Annotated in this window: 13 protein-coding genes; 11 read left to right on the top strand and 2 right to left on the bottom strand. The window is 47.5% G+C overall.

From position 1 onward, the window contains the following. The first annotated feature begins 19 nt into the window (after positions 1–19). The 5 genes from ACYQ2E_RS01685 to hpf all read left to right on the top strand — a co-directional run bounded on the left by ACYQ2E_RS01685 (position 20) and on the right by hpf (position 4,985). On the top strand, positions 20–757 hold the full coding sequence (locus tag ACYQ2E_RS01685; RefSeq protein ID WP_460016321.1) for a TrmH family RNA methyltransferase: 738 nt from the start codon (positions 20–22) through the stop codon (positions 755–757). Between the two features lie 32 nt (positions 758–789). Continuing rightward, the gene (locus tag ACYQ2E_RS01680) at positions 790–1,347 is read left to right on the top strand and encodes a GNAT family N-acetyltransferase (protein ID WP_460016320.1); all 558 of its coding nucleotides are present in this window, start codon (positions 790–792) and stop codon (positions 1,345–1,347) included. A gap of 85 nt (positions 1,348–1,432) precedes the next feature. Further along, complete coding sequence (locus ACYQ2E_RS01675) at positions 1,433–1,873, top strand: CtsR family transcriptional regulator (protein WP_460016319.1); 441 nt, start codon at positions 1,433–1,435, stop codon at positions 1,871–1,873. 4 nt (positions 1,874–1,877) lie between these two features. Next, a complete protein-coding gene (locus ACYQ2E_RS01670) occupies positions 1,878–4,343 on the top strand; it encodes an ATP-dependent Clp protease ATP-binding subunit (protein ID WP_460016318.1) in 2,466 nt (821 codons plus the stop codon). A gap of 96 nt (positions 4,344–4,439) precedes the next feature. Further along, a complete protein-coding gene (gene hpf, locus ACYQ2E_RS01665; RefSeq protein ID WP_460016317.1) occupies positions 4,440–4,985 on the top strand; it encodes a ribosome hibernation-promoting factor, HPF/YfiA family in 546 nt (181 codons plus the stop codon). Between the two features lie 63 nt (positions 4,986–5,048). On the opposite strand, the gene ACYQ2E_RS01660 is transcribed toward hpf, so the two are convergent. Both ACYQ2E_RS01660 and ppsA read right to left on the bottom strand, forming a co-directional pair. Next, positions 5,049–5,888 (bottom strand): exodeoxyribonuclease III, encoded by an 840-nt coding sequence (locus ACYQ2E_RS01660; protein WP_460016316.1) that lies wholly within the window; start codon positions 5,886–5,888, stop codon positions 5,049–5,051. A gap of 89 nt (positions 5,889–5,977) precedes the next feature. Further along, a complete protein-coding gene (gene ppsA / locus ACYQ2E_RS01655) occupies positions 5,978–8,383 on the bottom strand; it encodes a phosphoenolpyruvate synthase (RefSeq protein ID WP_460016315.1) in 2,406 nt (801 codons plus the stop codon). 499 nt (positions 8,384–8,882) lie between these two features. On the opposite strand from ppsA, the gene ACYQ2E_RS01650 reads away from it, so the two are divergent. The 6 genes from ACYQ2E_RS01650 to ACYQ2E_RS01625 all read left to right on the top strand — a co-directional run bounded on the left by ACYQ2E_RS01650 (position 8,883) and on the right by ACYQ2E_RS01625 (position 17,072). Continuing rightward, on the top strand, positions 8,883–10,019 hold the full coding sequence (locus ACYQ2E_RS01650; RefSeq protein WP_460016314.1) for an ABC transporter ATP-binding protein: 1,137 nt from the start codon (positions 8,883–8,885) through the stop codon (positions 10,017–10,019). A 103-nt stretch (positions 10,020–10,122) separates the two neighbouring features. Next, positions 10,123–11,871, top strand: a complete 1,749-nt coding sequence (locus tag ACYQ2E_RS01645; protein WP_460016462.1) for a glycoside hydrolase family 13 protein — start codon at positions 10,123–10,125, stop codon at positions 11,869–11,871. A 52-nt stretch (positions 11,872–11,923) separates the two neighbouring features. After that, positions 11,924–13,540, top strand: a complete 1,617-nt coding sequence (locus ACYQ2E_RS01640; RefSeq protein WP_460016313.1) for an alpha-glucosidase — start codon at positions 11,924–11,926, stop codon at positions 13,538–13,540. Position 13,541: 1 nt separating this feature from the next. Beyond that, positions 13,542–13,814, top strand: coding sequence for a DUF1294 domain-containing protein (locus tag ACYQ2E_RS01635; protein WP_460016461.1), 273 nt, complete (start codon positions 13,542–13,544; stop codon positions 13,812–13,814). Beyond that, on the top strand, positions 13,811–15,388 hold the full coding sequence (locus ACYQ2E_RS01630; RefSeq protein ID WP_460016312.1) for an alpha-amylase family glycosyl hydrolase: 1,578 nt from the start codon (positions 13,811–13,813) through the stop codon (positions 15,386–15,388). Before ACYQ2E_RS01635 ends, ACYQ2E_RS01630 begins: the two co-directional genes overlap by 4 nt. Positions 15,389–15,440: 52 nt before the next feature. Continuing rightward, the gene (locus ACYQ2E_RS01625) at positions 15,441–17,072 is read left to right on the top strand and encodes an alpha-glucosidase (RefSeq protein ID WP_460016311.1); all 1,632 of its coding nucleotides are present in this window, start codon (positions 15,441–15,443) and stop codon (positions 17,070–17,072) included. Positions 17,073–17,127 lie beyond the last annotated feature (55 nt).

The following is a 17,127-nucleotide window of genomic DNA, read 5'->3' as shown; positions in this document are numbered from 1 at the left end:
ATTTTGCTATAATACTCTCATGGACAACTCTATTATAACATCTCGCGACAATACGCGCATCAAAGAAACGCGCAAACTCCTGCAGAAAAAGCATCGTGACCGAGCAGGCAGCTACCTGATAGAGGGCTTTCATCTCCTAGAAGAGGCCGTCAAATCAGGCGCAGAAATCCGTCAGCTTTTTGTTGAGGAAAATAAGCAGAACAAAGTGCGCGGCCTGTTGGACCATGCAAGCACATCGCTTGTAACATCAGACGTATTAAAAAGCATATCCGACACCGAGAATCCGCAAGGCGTAATAGCTGAAGTCACAAAATCGGATAAATCGTCCATAAATTACGAAGGAAAAATACTAATACTGGAAAATGTCCAGGACCCTGGAAATGTCGGCACACTCATTCGCACAGCTGATGCCGCAGGCTTTGACGGCATCATTTGTGTCGGTGAAACAGCCGATACATACAGCCCGAAAGTCTTACGCTCCGCTCAAGGCAGCACTTTCCACATACCAGTCACAATCGGCTCGGACGAAATTTACGACCATGTCCAGAATCTGCTGGTCAGCACACTATCGAAAGATTCAGTCGATTATCGCACAGTAAAACTGAAACATTTTGCGCTAGTATTGGGCAATGAAGGCGCAGGTGTCTCAAAACACGCAATTGAATCAGCCAAGCAGCTGATTCACATCCCCATGCCGGGACAAGCAGAATCGCTCAACGTCGCAGTAGCCGGCGGGATTCTGATGTTTGGACTTTAATATTTTAAAGAAGTGAAGGAGAGGAATCAGTTATGAATATAAAAATTATACTAGCAGAGCATGAAGTTTTTGAAACAGAGCGCCTGATTTTGCGCAAAGTGGAACTGGCAGATGCCGAAGACATGTTCGAATACGGGCAGGACGAAGAAACCACAGAATATGTCTTTCCAAGGAAAAAAAGCCTTGAAGACACCAAAGAAGGTATTGTAGATTATTTTATTCCGAAACGCCTGGAAACCTGGGCCATTGTCGAAAAAACAAGCGGAAAAATGCTGGGAACCATTGACCTGCGTGTCCAAAATGACCAGGGAGATTTCGGCTGGGTTCTCAACCGGAAATTCTGGGGACGCGGCTATGCGCCTGAAGCCGCCGCTTGCCTGCGCGATTTTGCATTTAATGAACTTAAGTTATCTGTGCTGACTGCCACATGTGACAGTGAAAATTCTCGTTCGAGCCATGTCATGAAAAAGCTCGGCATGAAGAAATTAGGACAGACCTGGATATACCGGGAGAAATTAGGACGCTCAACCCCGCATGATTATTGTGCGCTGACCCGTGAGGAGTTTTTAGACGATAAAGCACATGATTAGTATTTCATGACAAGTCAGCTGAAATCTGCTATAATAGTCAAAGATAGTCAAAGTCAAGAGGCAGGAGGCAGGAGGTAAGTAGAACATGGAAAACACATCAGATTTGATTGAGGCCTATCTGAAGAAGCTGTTAGCTGAGGCCAGGGAAATTGAAATCAAGCGTTCGGAAATCGCTGAGCGTTTTTCAGTTGTGCCTTCGCAGATTAATTATGTGATTAAAACACGCTTTAATTCAACTCAGGGCTTTGATGTGGAGTCAAAGCGCGGCGGCGGCGGATATATCAAGATTGTCAAGTTCCAGTATTCAAATAAGCATGAGCTTTTGTCCAATCTTTATGAGCGTCTGCCGGAGAATCTGACAGCGCACGATATTAGCGAAGTTCTGCAGCTGCTCTTTGATGAAGGAATCTTGACTGAGCGTGAGGGAAATCTGCTTTTGCCGATTTTGACCAGTGATGAGATTTCTGGTGCTGCCAGAGGACGTCTGCTGCATCAGGTGCTTGAAAAATTAGACAGGATTAATTAATTTAATGTTATTTGACAAAAATGATTATACGCCGGCGGCGCAAAAAGTGCTGCGGCGGGCAATTGATATTGCTTATCAGTATGCTTATCAGTTTGTAGGCTCTGAACATATTCTGGCGGCACTTTGTGAAGTTTCAGATACGCTGGTTGACGGCTATCTGCTGGACCGCGGCGTGACTTACGATTTGGTGGTAGACGAGATTTCGGCTTTATCAAGTAAAAATGTTTTTAATAAAAGCGATATGGAATTTAGCCCGCGGGTGAAGCATATGCTGACAACCGCAAAGATTCTGGCTGAAGAAAACCAGATGGATAAGGTGGGAACTGAGTTTATCCTGCTTTCGATTTTGGGCGAGGATAATTCCTTTGCACTGACAATTCTAGATGAGCTGGATGTGGACATGCGTGAGCTTTTTAAGGCCGTGACTAAAGATAATAATCTTCATCTGCCCAAAGCGAACCAGCAGCAGAGCAAGATGGTCGTGCCGATGTCTCAGCGCCGCCGCATCAATACGGTGGATAAAAACTCGAAGACGCCGACGCTTGACAGTGTTTCGACAAACATGACAGCGGACGCGGCAGCAGGAAAATTCGACCCGACAATCGGACGTGATGCTGAAATCGAGCGTCTAATCCATGTTTTGAGCCGCCGCAGCAAGAATAATCCTGTTCTGGTCGGTGAGCCGGGTGTCGGAAAGACAGCCATTGTTGAGGGACTTGCGAGCCGCATTGCTGCTGGTCAGGTTCCGAAAAATCTGCAGGATGTGCGCCTGGTGGCCTTGTCCATGGCAAATGTCGTCGCTGGGACTTCCCTTCGCGGAGAATTTGAAGACCGTATGGTGGCAATTGTTGATGAAGTTTCAAAAGACCCGAACACGATTTTGTTCATTGATGAGCTGCATACGATTATCGGCGCTGGAGGCGGCAATGACTCCGTCAGCGACGCGTCCAATATCTTGAAGCCGGCACTGGCGCGCGGTGATTTTCAGCTGATTGGCGCCACCACTTTCAAAGAATACCAGAAATACATTGAAAAAGACGAGGCGCTGGAACGCCGTCTGGCGCGGATAGTAGTAGAAGAGCCGACGCCTGAAGCATCTGTAGAGATTCTCAAAGGCCTGCGCTGGAAATTTGAAGACTTCCACAATGTCAAGATTCCCGATGAAGTGCTGGAGAAGACAGTTGAGCTGAGCATCCGCTACATGACGAACCGCAAGCTGCCTGACAAGGCAATTGACTTACTGGACGAGGCCTGCGCCCGTGTCAAAGTTCAGGAAAAAACGACCGTCAGCAAGAGCCTTGAACTTGAAAAACAGTTGTTTGACCTGCAGGAGAAGCTCCCGACAGCAGTCGAGGCAATGGACTTCAAGAAAGCCAAGGCGATTAACAAAGAAATGGACCAGCTGAATCAGAAGCTGAATCGCAGTGAAACAGCAGCTGCATCTTCATCTGCACAAGAAGTGACATTGAACGACCTTTATTCAGTTCTGTCAAAATTGACAGGCGTGCCGGTTCAGCAAATGACCAAGTCGGAAACAGACAGGCTGCTGCATCTGGAGCGTGAGCTGCACAAGCGCGTGATAGGCCAGGAAGAAGCAATTTCGGCGGTTTCGCGGGCCATTCGGCGGAGCCGCTCGGGTATCTCTGACGGCAAGCGGCCGACGGGCAGCTTCATGTTCTTAGGTCCGACAGGCGTAGGAAAGACAGAGCTGGCCAAAGCGCTGGCAGATTCAGTCTTCGGCTCAGAAGACGCCCTGATTCGCGTCGACATGAGCGAGTACATGGAAAAATTCTCGACCAGCCGCCTGATTGGCGCGCCACCAGGCTACGTCGGCTACGAGGAGGGCGGACAGCTGACAGAGCGCGTGCGCAACAAGCCCTACAGCGTCGTGCTGCTGGACGAGGTCGAGAAAGCGCATCCTGACGTTTTCAACATTCTCCTGCAGATTCTAGATGACGGTTTTGTGACGGATACAAAAGGCCGCAAGGTAGATTTCCGTAACACGATTATCATCATGACGAGCAATTTGGGCGCAACTGCCTTGCGGGATGATAAAACAGTCGGTTTCGGCGCAAAAGACTGGTCGCAGGACTATGAGGCGATGAAGAAACGCATTCTGGAAGAGCTTAAACAGCAGTATCGTCCAGAGTTCCTTAACCGCATTGATGAAATGATTGTTTTCAAAAACCTCACTCAAGACGAAATGCAGCAGATTGTTCGTTTGCTGCTCAAGCCATTGACTGAGCGCCTGGCCGCTCAAGGCATCACCCTGAAATTCCGCTCGACCGCAGTCAAGCTGATTTGCCAAAAAGGCTTTGACCCAGAATACGGCGCTAGACCCCTGCGCAAAGCCATTGAGCGAGAAGTTGAGGATGAACTGGCTCAACTCATTCTGCAAGGACAGCTCACAATTGGCAGCAGCGCCGTCGTTGGAGTTGAGAAGGACAAACTCAAATTTGTGCTCTCATAAATTGCGATTTTTCACAATTTTGTATAATTTTGTTTTGTGCAAAAGGCCAAAATTTGTTATAATTAAGGTAAGCCAAAAATTAGAAAGAGGTTTCTTATGATTAAATTCAATATCCGTGGCGAAAACATCGAAGTCACAGACGCTCTCCGTTCTTATGTCGAGGAAAGAATCTCAAATCTCAGCAAATATTTCGATGATAATCACGAAATGATTGCCCATGTGAATCTGAAAGTATACAAAGACAAGACAGGCAAGGTAGAAGTGACCATTCCTGCAAAACAGATTACTTTCCGTGCCGAAGACCGCGACCGTGACCTTTACAACTCGATTGACAAAGTGCAGGAGAAACTGGCGCGCCAGATTCGCAAATACAAAACCCGCATGAACAACAAATCTGAACATATCGGCCTTGCCGAAGACTTCGCGAATCTGCCTCTAGATGACGAGGAAGTTGTAGAAGCACCAGCACAACTTGTCCGCACAAAGAACGTGGACCTGAAACCGATGACAATTGACGAGGCAACGCTGCAGATGGAAATGCTGGAGCATGATTTCTTCTTCTTTGTAGACGGCGACACGAATCAGCCTGCAGTTATCTACAAGCGTACAGACGGTAATGTCGGTTTGATTGAAGGTAAATAATTAAATAGTTAATAAGAAAATGGACTCAAGAGGGTCCATTTTTCTGTACTGTGATAAAATTTTCTAAATTTCCATCTCCAAAATAATCGGCACATGGTCTTGCCGCGCCCCAGTATCAATCATGTCCGAGCTGACAATCTTATCTGCCATGCGATTGCTGACCAGCCAGTAATCAATGCGCCAGCCGGTATTATTAACCTTAGCCGTGCGGCTGCGCTGAGAGTACCAGCTGTATCGGCCGGCTACATCACCGTGTATATAACGGAAACTGTCAGTAAAACCAGCGTCCAGCAGCCGTCCGAATTTCTCGCGCTCTTCATCAGTAAATCCGGGATTCATGTGGTTCGAAGCAGGATTGGCCAAATCAATTTCCTGGAAAGCCGCGTTGAAATCGCCGGAAGAAAAGACAGGTTTCTGCTTATCCAGTGTTGACAAATAGTCGCGGTACTTGTCGTCCCAATCCTGACGAAGCGCCAGACGTTTCAGCCCGTCACCGGAATTCGGCGTATAGACTTGAGTCACGAAGAAATCCGGGAACTCCAGCGTAATAATACGTCCCTCAGCGTCCATAGTGTCAGGTGCGTCAATTTCAGGGAAAGTGACCACCGGCTCGGGCAGCGTCTCCTTATAGAGAAACATCGTGCCGGCGTAGCCTTTGCGGGCAGGCGGCGTCGAAATGCGGTGAACGACTTTGTATCCGGGGAAATTTTCAGCAACAATGCCTAAAACCTTGCCGACTTTCTTCGCGTCATCGTTCAGCTTAGTTTCCTGAATGGCCAGAACATCCGGCTGCAGCGCGCTGAGCTTTCTGAACACCTCCAGCGACATGGCGGAGCGCTCGGAAGTGCCCGTCAGCGCAGCGTTCAAAGAATCAATGTTCCAAGAGATAAATGTGTATTTCATAGACAAATTATATCACGATTCTCTTGATAGAGAGGTTGAAAAAAGTCCGAAGCTCAAAGCTTCGGACTCAGAAGATGATATTTACCACTTCACCAGTCAAGCTCGGTAGATTCGACTTTCCCGCGGCCAGTCAGCGAATCAAGCATAATGCGCTGTTCGAGCTGCGCAACCATTCTCTTTGTATTCTTAACCGCATCAGGATTGACAGAAATGCTGTCTACACCACTGCGAACGAGAAATTCACAGAAATCAGGATAAACACTAGGTGCCTGTCCGCAAATAGACACCGTCTTGCCGTCTTTATGCGCGACTTCAATCAAGTGGCGCACCGCACGGCGCACAGCCAGATTACGCTCATCATAAATACTTTGAACCGTATCATTGTCGCGGTCACAGCCCAGAATCAGCATAGTCAGGTCATTTGAGCCGATAGAATAGCCGTCAATGAACTGGTTGAACTGGTCAGCCAGTATAATATTAGACGGAATCTCAGCCATCAGCCAGATTTTGAAGTCATTCCCGCGCTCTAGACCCTGTGCTTCCATAATTTTGGTGACTTTCTTAGCCTCTTCGACTGTGCGGCAGAATGGAATCATAATCTGCAGATTCTTGAAGCCGAATCCGTCGCGGACTTTCTTGACCGCCTCAAGCTCAAGTTTGAAGGCCGGCAGATATTTCGGATCATAGTAACGCGAAGCACCACGCCAGCCGAGCAAAGCAGACGGCTCTTCCGGCTCGTATTTATCGCCGCCTTTAAGGTCGCGGTACTCGCTGGACTTGAAGTCAGACAAACGCAGGACAACCTGACGAGGCGCCAGTGCCTGACAAACCTTACGGATGCCTTCAGCCAGCTGGTCAACGACCACATCGGAGCGCCCGGTCTCAATCAGATAGAGCGGATGCTCATGAATGAAAGTCGTCCAGATGAACTCCTCACGCATCAGACCAATGCCGTCAGCAGGCAGTGAGCTGTATTTATCGGCCAAATCCGGGTCACCGAGGTTCATGTAAATCTTAGTCGCAGTGGTTGGGAAGACTTCAGCTACACCAGCAACTGCAGTGGTGCTCTCGTTCTTTTCTTTGACCAAGTCTGCGATAATGCCGTCATAAACGATGCCGTTCGTTGCATCTACGGTGATAATCTGGTCGTTTTCAATAGCTCTGGTTGCCTCAATCTCTGAGCGGGCTTCAGTACCGACAATACACGGAATGCCCAATTCACGGCTGACGATGGCTGCATGACAGGTCATACCGCCTGCGTTGGTGACGATGGCGCGCGCCTTTTTCATGGCAGGTACCCAGTCAGGGGTTGTCATGGTCGTGACGAGGATTTCTCCTTCATTGAACTGGTCAATGTCTTTCGGGTCAAAGATGATGTGGGCTTTACCGGCTGCACGGCCTGGACTTGCAGGCAGGCCTCTGACAACGACATCTCTGGTAATAGTAACTGCCGCAGCGTTTTTCTCCCGCTCTTCGCTGCCGGGTTTCGGCTGCGCTTTTGCCTTACGGGCCCAAACGGTTTCAGGACGTGCCTGCAGCATCCAAAGCTTGTTTGTCCGCTCGTCAAGGGCGAATTCCGTGTCCATGTAGACGCCGTAGTGCTGCTCGAGCTTCTTGACATAGCCTGCCAGCTCGATAATCTGGTCATCAGTCAGGACTTGCGCTTTGGCTTCGTCCTCTGGAACTTTCTCTTCGATACAGTCGCCGTCAGGCTTGCGCACGAGACGCACTTTCTTGTTGTTGACTGTGATGTCGGCAATTGTTAAAGTATCTTTATTGACTAAGTAATTATCAGGGGTGACGGTGCCTTGTACCACGTACTCGCCGAGTCCCCAGGCTGCTTCAATGTCGATGATTTTATCGTTACCGGTGGAAACGTTGATAGAGAACATAACGCCGGAAGCCTTGGAGAAGACCATCATCTGCACAGCCGCAGACAGCGCCACTTTCATGTGGTCAAAGCCCTGCTTCGTACGATAGTAGGTTGCGCGGTCGGTGAACAGTGAGGCATAGCAGTCTTTCACACGCTGTGCCACATTATCCGCGCCGCGGACATTCAGATAAGTATCCTGCTGGCCGGCAAAGCTTGCGTCGGGCAAATCCTCAGCCGTAGCAGAAGAGCGCACAGCCACGAAAGGCTCACTGTCTCCAGCGCGCCGTGCCAATTCTTCATAAGACTCACGAATGTCCTTAGCCAAATCCTCAGGCATATCAACGGACTGAATCATTTCACGAATATTGCCGGCCACCGTGTGCAGCTGCTGCGAATTTTCAACATCAGTCAAACCTTCCAATTCCCGGGCAATTCTGTCAACCAGACCCGTTGCTTCCATGAAGTGCTGGTAGCCGAAAGCCGTGGTTGCAAAACCATAAGGAACCGGAATGCCCTCAATTGAAGTCATCTCTCCAAGCGAGGACGATTTGCCGCCTACTAATGCTACATCTTCGCGCTTCAGCTCGTCAAACCAAAGCACATACTTGTCATCTCGAGTCATATTGACCCCTCCTTTATAATTGAAATAGAAGATGTGAAAACGTTTTCTTCATTGATAATTTTAGTCCTTTATCTTGCGTTTGTCAATGGAAAATCATGAGAAATAACTCATTTTTTCCGCAAATTGATTTCTAAGAAAGAAATTGCACAATATTAGTTGACGAGGGGAAGTTTCTCCAGTTCCTCTAAAACAAATTCATATTACGGAATAAGTACATACAATTCGATGTTGTCGTGCCGCGTTAATACAAAAATTGCTAAATATTTGCTTTTGGTAATCGTTTTCAGTATAATGAAATAGTCGTGGTAGTCAAGAATTCACGGCAAAAGCAAGAAGTGAAACACGCCCGTTATGAAGCGTAGAAAATTCCCCCTCTAAAGGTGAAAGCGACTTCTAAGCGCTAAGAATCTGCTTACTAGCTTCAGGCGTAGATGAACTCAATTGCTAAAACACATAAATAAACTGCTCGGGATGCGGGCAAAGAAAGGAAAATTATAGTATGACTACGCTTAATTTGGAACACATTTACAAGAAGTACCCTAACGCAACGCAATATGCCGTTGAGGACTTCACAATTGACATCATGGACAAGGAATTTATTGTCTTTGTCGGCCCCTCCGGCTGTGGTAAATCTACGACGCTTCGTATGATTGCAGGGCTTGAGGATATCACTGAGGGAACGCTCAAGATTGACGATAAGGTCATGAATGATGTGGCTCCAAAGGACCGCGACATTGCTATGGTTTTCCAGAACTACGCGCTCTATCCGCATATGACGGTGTTTGATAATATGGCTTTCGGACTGAAGCTGCGTAAGTTCAAAAAAGATGAAATTAAGACGCGGGTGGATGAGGCGGCTGAGATTCTAGGCCTGACGAATCTGCTCGACCGTAAGCCGGCTGACCTTTCAGGCGGGCAGCGTCAGCGTGTGGCCATGGGGCGTGCAATTGTCCGTGACGCCAAGGTCTTCCTGATGGATGAGCCTTTGTCTAACTTGGATGCGAAGCTCCGTGTGTCAATGCGTGCCGAGATTGCCAAACTTCACCGCCGTATCGGTGCTACGACGATTTATGTCACGCACGATCAGACGGAAGCGATGACGCTGGCGGATCGTATTGTTATTATGTCTTCGAGTCCAAATGCGGATAATTCCGGAACAGTCGGACGCATTGAGCAAATTGGTTCTCCGAGCGAGCTTTATATGGAACCGGTAAATAAATTCGTGGCCGGCTTCATCGGGAGTCCTGCGATGAATTTCTTCCAGGTGAAATTTGCTGGCGGTAAGCTGACGAATGGCCAGGGACTTGATTTGCAGCTGCCTGAAGGGCAGGGTAAAGTGCTCAAAGACAAAGGCTATGAGGGCAAGGAGATGACGATGGGAATTCGCCCGGAGGATATTTCCAGTGATGTGATTCTGCAGGAGACTTTCCCGAACTCAGTGGTACATGCAGAGGTTGTAGTGTCTGAGCTGCTGGGATCGGATACAAATCTTTACTGCAAAATCGACGACACTGAATTTATCTGCCGTGTGGAGGCGCGTGATTTCCGCCAGCCGGGTGAGAAGATTAATCTGACCTTTAATTTGAATAAGGCACATTTCTTTGATCTTGAAACTGAGGCGCGTATTACTGAATAATCTCTTTGAATGGTTCTAGAAAGGGCTTTTGCCCTTTTTATTAAAATGGTTACGCAAGCGTTTGCTTAAATTAAAATGAATGTATTTACTGGAGAATTTTATGATGAAAAGAGCTGCGATTTACCATCGCCCTGAGTCTGAATACGCTTATGTCAATGACCAGGGGACAGTGACGCTACGGCTTCGGGCTGGAAAGGATGAGGCGGCCCGCGTAGAGGTCTATTTCGGCGATCCTTATTACTATGAAAAAAAGCCGGATTCTGAGAAGTGGCTGTGGCATGCAGATTTTAAAGAGATGTCCAAATTGCTCTCCACAGAGGACTTTGATTACTTTGAAACTGAGGTTTCTGTCCCGACCAAGCGGCTGGATTATCTTTTTGTCTTGACAGACTGGATAGGCGGGAGGCTGATTGTTTCTGACAGAGGGATTTTTGAGTTTGATCAGAAGTTGCTGTCAAAGACTCATTTTGCTTTTCGCCTGCCGTTTTTCCACGAAGTTGACCGCTATCAAGCACCGGCTTGGGCGGCTGAAACGGTTTGGTATCAGATATTCCCCGAGCGTTTTGCCAATGGAGATCAGTCAAACGACCCGGAGGAAATTAAGGCTTGGGATTCTACGGAAGGACCGCAGCCCAATGACCGGTTTGGCGGGGATTTACAAGGTGTGATTGATCATCTTGATTATTTGACAAAGTTGGGTGTGAACGGCATTTACTTTACTCCGATTTTCATGGCTTCGTCCAATCATAAATATGACACCGAAGATTATTTCGAGATTGATCCGGATTTCGGCGATAAAGCGACCTTCAAAAACTTGGTAACAGAGGCTCACAAGCGCGGAATTAAGATTATGTTAGATGCTGTTTTTAATCATATCGGCGTCAACAGTCCGCAATGGCAGGATGTGCTGAAATACCAGCAGAATTCGAAATATGCGGACTGGTTTCATGTCAATGAATGGCCGGTTCGATTTGTCGAGGCTGAACAGTATTCGCAGTCATTTATTAATTATGCGACTTTCGCCTTTGTACCGTATATGCCCAAGTTAAATACGGCCAATCCGGAGGTTCAGGAGTATTTGCTTTCGATTGCCAAGTATTGGATTCGCGAATTTGACATTGACGCCTGGCGGCTGGATGTGGCGGATGAAATTGATCATCAGTTCTGGAAGTTGTTTCGTAAACGCTGTGATGCTGCCAAAAAAGACTTTTATATTATCGGTGAAGTCTGGCAATCCGCTCAGTCATGGCTGAACGGCGATGAGTTTTCTGGTGTGATGAATTATTCAACGACTTTGGCCATTCTTGAAAGTTTAGCCAGAAAAGAAATAAGTCCGACAAAGATGATTTCTGAAATCAACAGTCAGCTTATGCTTTACCGGCGCCCGACTTGGCCGGCCATGTTTAATACTCTGGACAGTCATGATACACCGCGCACATTGTATGAATGCGCTGAAGATAAAGATTTACTGAAACAGGTTGAGGCACTGAATTTTCTTCAACCCGGTGCACCCTGCATTTTCTATGGTGACGAATACGGGATGACTGGCGGGGAGGAGCCGGACTGTCGGCGCCCGATGGCTTGGGCTAAAAAAGATCAAGACCAGAATTTATTTCAATTCTTTCAGGCGCTGATTCATTTACGCTTAGAAAATTCTGATGTCATCGCGACATCAAATTTGGTCTGGGAGCTTGACGATAATTTTATTAAGCTGAGCCGGGGAAATATCACAGGTATTTTTAATGTCGCGAATACAAAATTAGACATTACGACAGAAAATGTTTTATTGTCTAATTTAGCATCAGATTCAGGGATTCTACCCAAAGGATTTGTTATATTTAAAAATGAATGATATTGAGAAAAAAACGAGTACTAAGTGAACGCTAGTCAAATAGGAGGGCACATTGACAAAAACAAAATGGTGGCAGAAAGCCGTAATCTATCAAATCTACCCGCGCAGTTTCCAGGACAGCAACGGCGACGGAATCGGAGACCTGCAAGGCATCATCTCTCGCCTAGATTACCTGCAGGAGCTGGGAATCGGAGCCATCTGGCTCAGTCCCGTCTACAAGTCGCCGATGGACGATAACGGCTATGATATCAGCGATTACCGTGATATTGCGCCGGAATTCGGCACATTGGCGGACATGGACGCACTCATTGCCGAGGCGAAAAAGCGGAATATCCGCATTATCATGGACCTGGTGGTCAATCACAGCTCGGACGAGCATGCCTGGTTCCTTGAAGCGCGCAAGTCAAAAGATAATTCTTACCGTGACTATTATATCTGGCGGGATGAGCCGAATGGGCTGGTTTCCGGCTTTACGGGAGACTGGCCGGGTTCTGCTTGGACAAAAGATGATGCGACAGGTCAGTACTATCTGCATTTATTTTCAAAAAAACAGCCAGACTTGAACTGGGAAAATCCTAAAGTCCGCGGCGAAGTCCATGACTTGATGAATTTCTGGCTGGACAGAGGCGTCGGCGGCTTTCGCATGGATGTGATTGACATGATCGGCAAGGTCGTTGATGAGGAATTGGTCACAAATGGTCCCAAACTGCATGAATATCTACACGCTATGAATCGTGCCACATACGGGGAAAAACTCGGGGATGAGGCGCTGACAGTCGGCGAAACCTGGTCGGCCACACCGGAAATTGCCGAATTATACAGTGCGCCTGAGCGCGAAGAACTGTCAATGGTTTTCCAGTTTGAGCACATCACGGCCATGTGGAAAAATGGGCAGAAGTACCAGGGCAACCATTTCAGCGTGCCCAAGCTCAAAGAAATTTTCAGCAAATGGCAGAAGCTGGAGAAAGGCTGGAATTCGCTCTTCTGGGATAATCACGACCTGCCGCGCGTCGTTAGCAGCTACGGCGATGACGGAAAATACCGCGTGCAGTCCGCAAAGGCGCTGGCCATCCTACTCCACTTGATGAAAGGGACGCCGTACATTTACGAGGGTGAAGAGCTGGGCATGACGAATTTCCCATTCACGGACATGTCTCAGTTCAACGACATTGAGGCGCACACAGCCGCTGAGGATCTGCGTCAAGCTGGTGTTCCCGAGGGGGAAATTGTGTCGCTGATTGCTTCAGTAAGTCGTGATAACGCACGCACACCCATGCAGTGGAACAGCTCAGAAAACGCCGGTTTCAGCACTGGACGCCCCTGGCTGGCCGTCAATCCGAATTACCGGGAAATCAATGCGGACGCAAATCTAGCAGACCCTGACTCCATTTTCCATACCTACCAAGCCCTGATTCGCTTGCGCAAGGAAAATGACTGGGTCATTCGGGGCGGCTTTGAGCTGCAGGACACGGCCCCAGACGTCTTTGCCTATCTGCGGAAGTTCAGCGGGAAGAATTACCTGATTGCAGCAAATCTGTCCAACCAGTCAAACACCTTCAGCTCTGAACAGAAAGTGAGAGAACTTCTGATACATAATTATCCAGGTGAAGTAATAATTTCTCAGATGAACATGAAGCCATGGGAGGCCTTCGCCGTTGAGCTGGCCTAATTTGAAATGGTATTTGCTGGCCGCGCTGCTGATATGGAATCTCATTGTTTTCGGCTTTTACGCAGCTGACAAGTGGAAAGCTGTTCATCATCGCTGGCGTATTCCTGAAAAAGTTCTGCTGCTGGAAGCACTGCTCGGCGGCGGACTTGGCGCCCTGCTTGCCGGGAAACTTGTCCATCATAAGACACGAAAATGGTATTTCTGTCTAATTTGGATTTTTGGACTGCTTGTCGATTTTGGTGTGATTTATTTGTTAATAAAGGGATTAAAATGAAATTGAAAAAGATTATTTATGGCGTAATTCTTGCAGCTGCATTTTTACCTTTGACTGCCTGCAGCAATGACTCCAGCGGTGGTGGTTCAAGGTCTACTGAGGCAAACTCCCAGATTACGGCGAAGCCGGTACTTTACCGCAATTTCTATGAAATTTTTACCGGCAGCTTTGCAGATAGTGATGGCGACGGTCAGGGAGATTTGAATGGAGTGACAGATCATCTTGATTATCTCAACACTGGAAACGCCGCGTCGACGACGGATTTGAAAGTACAAGGACTCTGGCTCACGCCCATTTTCGACAGTCCAAGTTATCATGGCTACGATGTGTCGAATTATGAAAAAATCAATCCGAAACTGGGCACGATGTCTGATTTTGAAAAAATGATTGCTGAAGCCAAGAAACGCAATATTGCTGTCATTCTTGACCTAGTGCTCAACCACACATCAACCGAGCATCCATGGTTCCAGAAAGCTTTGGCCGGCAATAAGAAGTATTTAGCTTACTACAATTGGTCAGATACTGAGAAACAGGGCTATAATCTGGCTTCTAACGGGAAATATTATGAATCTCAGTTTGATAAAGGCATGCCGGATCTGAACCTGTCAAATCCTGAGGTCAAGTCTGAGATTAAAAAGATTACTAAATTCTGGTTAGACAAAGGAGTATCAGGCTTTCGTCTGGATGCCGTCGCTTATTATTTCAGCGACAGCAGCACAAAAACTGAGAATTTTACTAAATGGCTGGTATCAACCGTTCATTCGCAAAAATCGAATGCCTACGTAGTTGGTGAAGACTGGTCAAGCAGCGATTCAATCAGTGAAATGTCAAAAGTTTCAAAAATAGACAGTTTGTTCAATTTTCCGATGTCATTTACAAATAATGCAGGTGCGCTGCAATCTGCTTTTGTCTTGCAGGATGGCTCAAGCTTTGCCAGAATGACCTCAGAGTGGGATAAAAGCCTGCATAAAGCAAATTCAGCCGCCATTGACGCACCGTTTCTGACCAATCACGACATGGACCGTGCCGTCAACCTCACCTATAATCTTGAAAAATCGAAGATGGCTGCGCAGACCTATCTCCTGCTGCCGGGCAATCCGTTTATCTACTATGGTGAAGAGATTGGCCTGTCTGGTTCGGGTCCGGATCAGAATAAGCGTTTGCCGATGCCTTGGAGCAAGGACAATACAGGCTCAGCCCAAGCTTCTGTATCTGTACCAGGTGCGACGGAAACTGCCGCAACACTCGGCGGTTCTGTCGAAGAACAAGAAGCAGACCCCAATTCGCTCCTGAACTGGTATAAAAAAGTGCTTCGCATCAAACTGAAATACCCGGCCTTGGCTCAAAGCCGTATTTCAGAAGTAAATGTGGACAATAGCAGCCTATCTGTGCTTAATTACGCAGATAAATATACCATCATTTCAAATTTTGACAGCAGAGAAAGCGCTGATTTGAAATTGACCAGTAAAATGAAACAAAATCTGGCAGAAACTTTATCCGCAACTGGAGCTGAAATAAAGCTCACCGGAAAGATTTTAACCTTACCGCCATATAGCACAGTTATTTTGAAGTAAAACTGAAATCAAAACTTAATCAAATATTTGCAGGAACAGCACTTAAAAGAATATGACAAAAAACGTAAACAAAATTGACAAAAACTGGCACAAACAAGCCGTCGGCTACCAAGTATACCCAAAGTCCTTCAAAGACACAAACGGCGACGGCATCGGAGACCTGCAAGGCATTATCGAAAAACTCCCCTACCTGAAATCGCTGGGCATCGACTTTATCTGGCTCAACCCGATTTATGCCAGCCCGCAAATAGACGGCGGCTACGACATCAGTGACTTCTACGACGTTGACCCGATGTTCGGCACGATGGCCGATTTCAAAGAACTCCTCGCAGAGTGCCACAGACTCGGCATGCGGCTCATCATGGACCTGGTCGTCAATCACACCTCAGACCAGCACAAGTGGTTCATCGAATCACAGAAAGCAAAAGACAATCCCTACCGCGACTACTATCTCTGGGCAGACGCGACGCCAAATCAAATGCCCAACAACTGGCGCAGCTTCTTCGGCATACCAGCCTGGACCTATCAGGCGAAGACAAAACAAGCCTATTTCCACATTTTTTCCGCAGCGCAGCCCGATTTGAACTGGAAAAATCCTAAACTACGTGAAGAGATTTACAAAATGGTGCGCTGGTGGCTCGAAGACATAGGCATTGACGGCTTCCGCCTGGATGCGATTTCCCATATCCAGAAAATGGACTGGAGCTTCAAAATCCGCAATTTCGACGGCGATAACGCCTGGGAGCCCTTCATGAACGTGGCCGGCATCGAAAACTACATGCGTGCACTCAAAGAAATCTTTGACGCCTACGACGCCTTCACAGTCGGCGAAGCCTCAGGCGTGCGCTCAAACAAAGGCGCGGCCGACTGGACAGACCCGAAGACGGGCTTTCTTGACGCCATTTTCGAGCTCGAGCACAATCGCCATCATGCTGATGGCACAGGCGACTTATTTGCCTACAAGAAAGTCATTACGCGCTGGCAGAAAGACCTACTCGAACGCGGATGGAATGCGCTCTACATTGAGAATCACGACATGCCGCGCGCTATCTCCGTATATGGAGACGGCTCAGCAGCCTCTGCCAAAGCATTAGCCGTGCAGTACATGCTCCTTCGCGGAACACCTTTCATTTACTACGGACAGGAAATCGGCATGTCCAGTTATCCTTTCAGAGACATTTCCGAAATAGTCTCCGAAGACACACGGACGCACTATTTCAACGCACTCAAAGCAGGCGTGCCGGAGAAAGAAGCCTTCTTCAAAGAAGTTCTGAATTCCCGTGACACTGGCCGCACGCCCATGCAGTGGGACGCCAGTGAGAATGCAGGTTTCAGCACAGGCAGGCCCTGGATGCCGGTCAACCCGGAATACAAGACAGTCAATGTCGAGATATCCAGTGAGCTGCAGAAGCTCTACAAAGACCTGATTGCCCTGAAGCACAAAGAAAAATCCATTCAAGACGGCTCAATCAAATTTTATTTTGAGCGCTCCAGGAAAGTTTTCTGCTACGAGCGCGAAGAATTCCTGATTCTGGTTAATCTTTCCGCAGAAAAAGCCCAGGCAAGATTTGAGAGTCTACCCGTTGAAAAATACGTGCAGATTTTAGGAAGCCGCTCAAGAAAACTTGTACATCATATGACACTCACCCCCTGGGAATATCAAGTCTTTAAGACGAAAAAATAAAGAAATGAATTGAAAATTTCTGAAAATAAGTATAAAATTAAGGAAACAAGTTTCC

The sequence above is a fragment of the Lactovum odontotermitis genome, assembly GCF_054658595.1.
The sequence above is the reverse complement of the archived record's forward strand: the minus strand, read 5'-3'. Positions and strand labels throughout refer to the sequence as shown.

Excerpts from the sequence above, each read along its gene's own strand:
- ACYQ2E_RS01685 (WP_460016321.1), top strand. The coding sequence starts at position 20 with ATGGACAACTCTATTATAACATCTCGCGACAATACGCGCATCAAAGAA.
- ACYQ2E_RS01680 (WP_460016320.1), top strand. The coding sequence starts at position 790 with ATGAATATAAAAATTATACTAGCAGAGCATGAAGTTTTTGAAACAGAG.
- ACYQ2E_RS01675 (WP_460016319.1), top strand. The coding sequence starts at position 1,433 with ATGGAAAACACATCAGATTTGATTGAGGCCTATCTGAAGAAGCTGTTA.
- ACYQ2E_RS01670 (WP_460016318.1), top strand. The coding sequence starts at position 1,878 with ATGTTATTTGACAAAAATGATTATACGCCGGCGGCGCAAAAAGTGCTG.
- hpf (WP_460016317.1), top strand. The coding sequence starts at position 4,440 with ATGATTAAATTCAATATCCGTGGCGAAAACATCGAAGTCACAGACGCT.
- ACYQ2E_RS01660 (WP_460016316.1), bottom strand. The coding sequence starts at position 5,888 with ATGAAATACACATTTATCTCTTGGAACATTGATTCTTTGAACGCTGCG.
- ppsA (WP_460016315.1), bottom strand. The coding sequence starts at position 8,383 with ATGACTCGAGATGACAAGTATGTGCTTTGGTTTGACGAGCTGAAGCGC.
- ACYQ2E_RS01650 (WP_460016314.1), top strand. The coding sequence starts at position 8,883 with ATGACTACGCTTAATTTGGAACACATTTACAAGAAGTACCCTAACGCA.
- ACYQ2E_RS01645 (WP_460016462.1), top strand. The coding sequence starts at position 10,123 with ATGAAAAGAGCTGCGATTTACCATCGCCCTGAGTCTGAATACGCTTAT.
- ACYQ2E_RS01630 (WP_460016312.1), top strand. The coding sequence starts at position 13,811 with ATGAAATTGAAAAAGATTATTTATGGCGTAATTCTTGCAGCTGCATTT.
- ACYQ2E_RS01625 (WP_460016311.1), top strand. The coding sequence starts at position 15,441 with ATGACAAAAAACGTAAACAAAATTGACAAAAACTGGCACAAACAAGCC.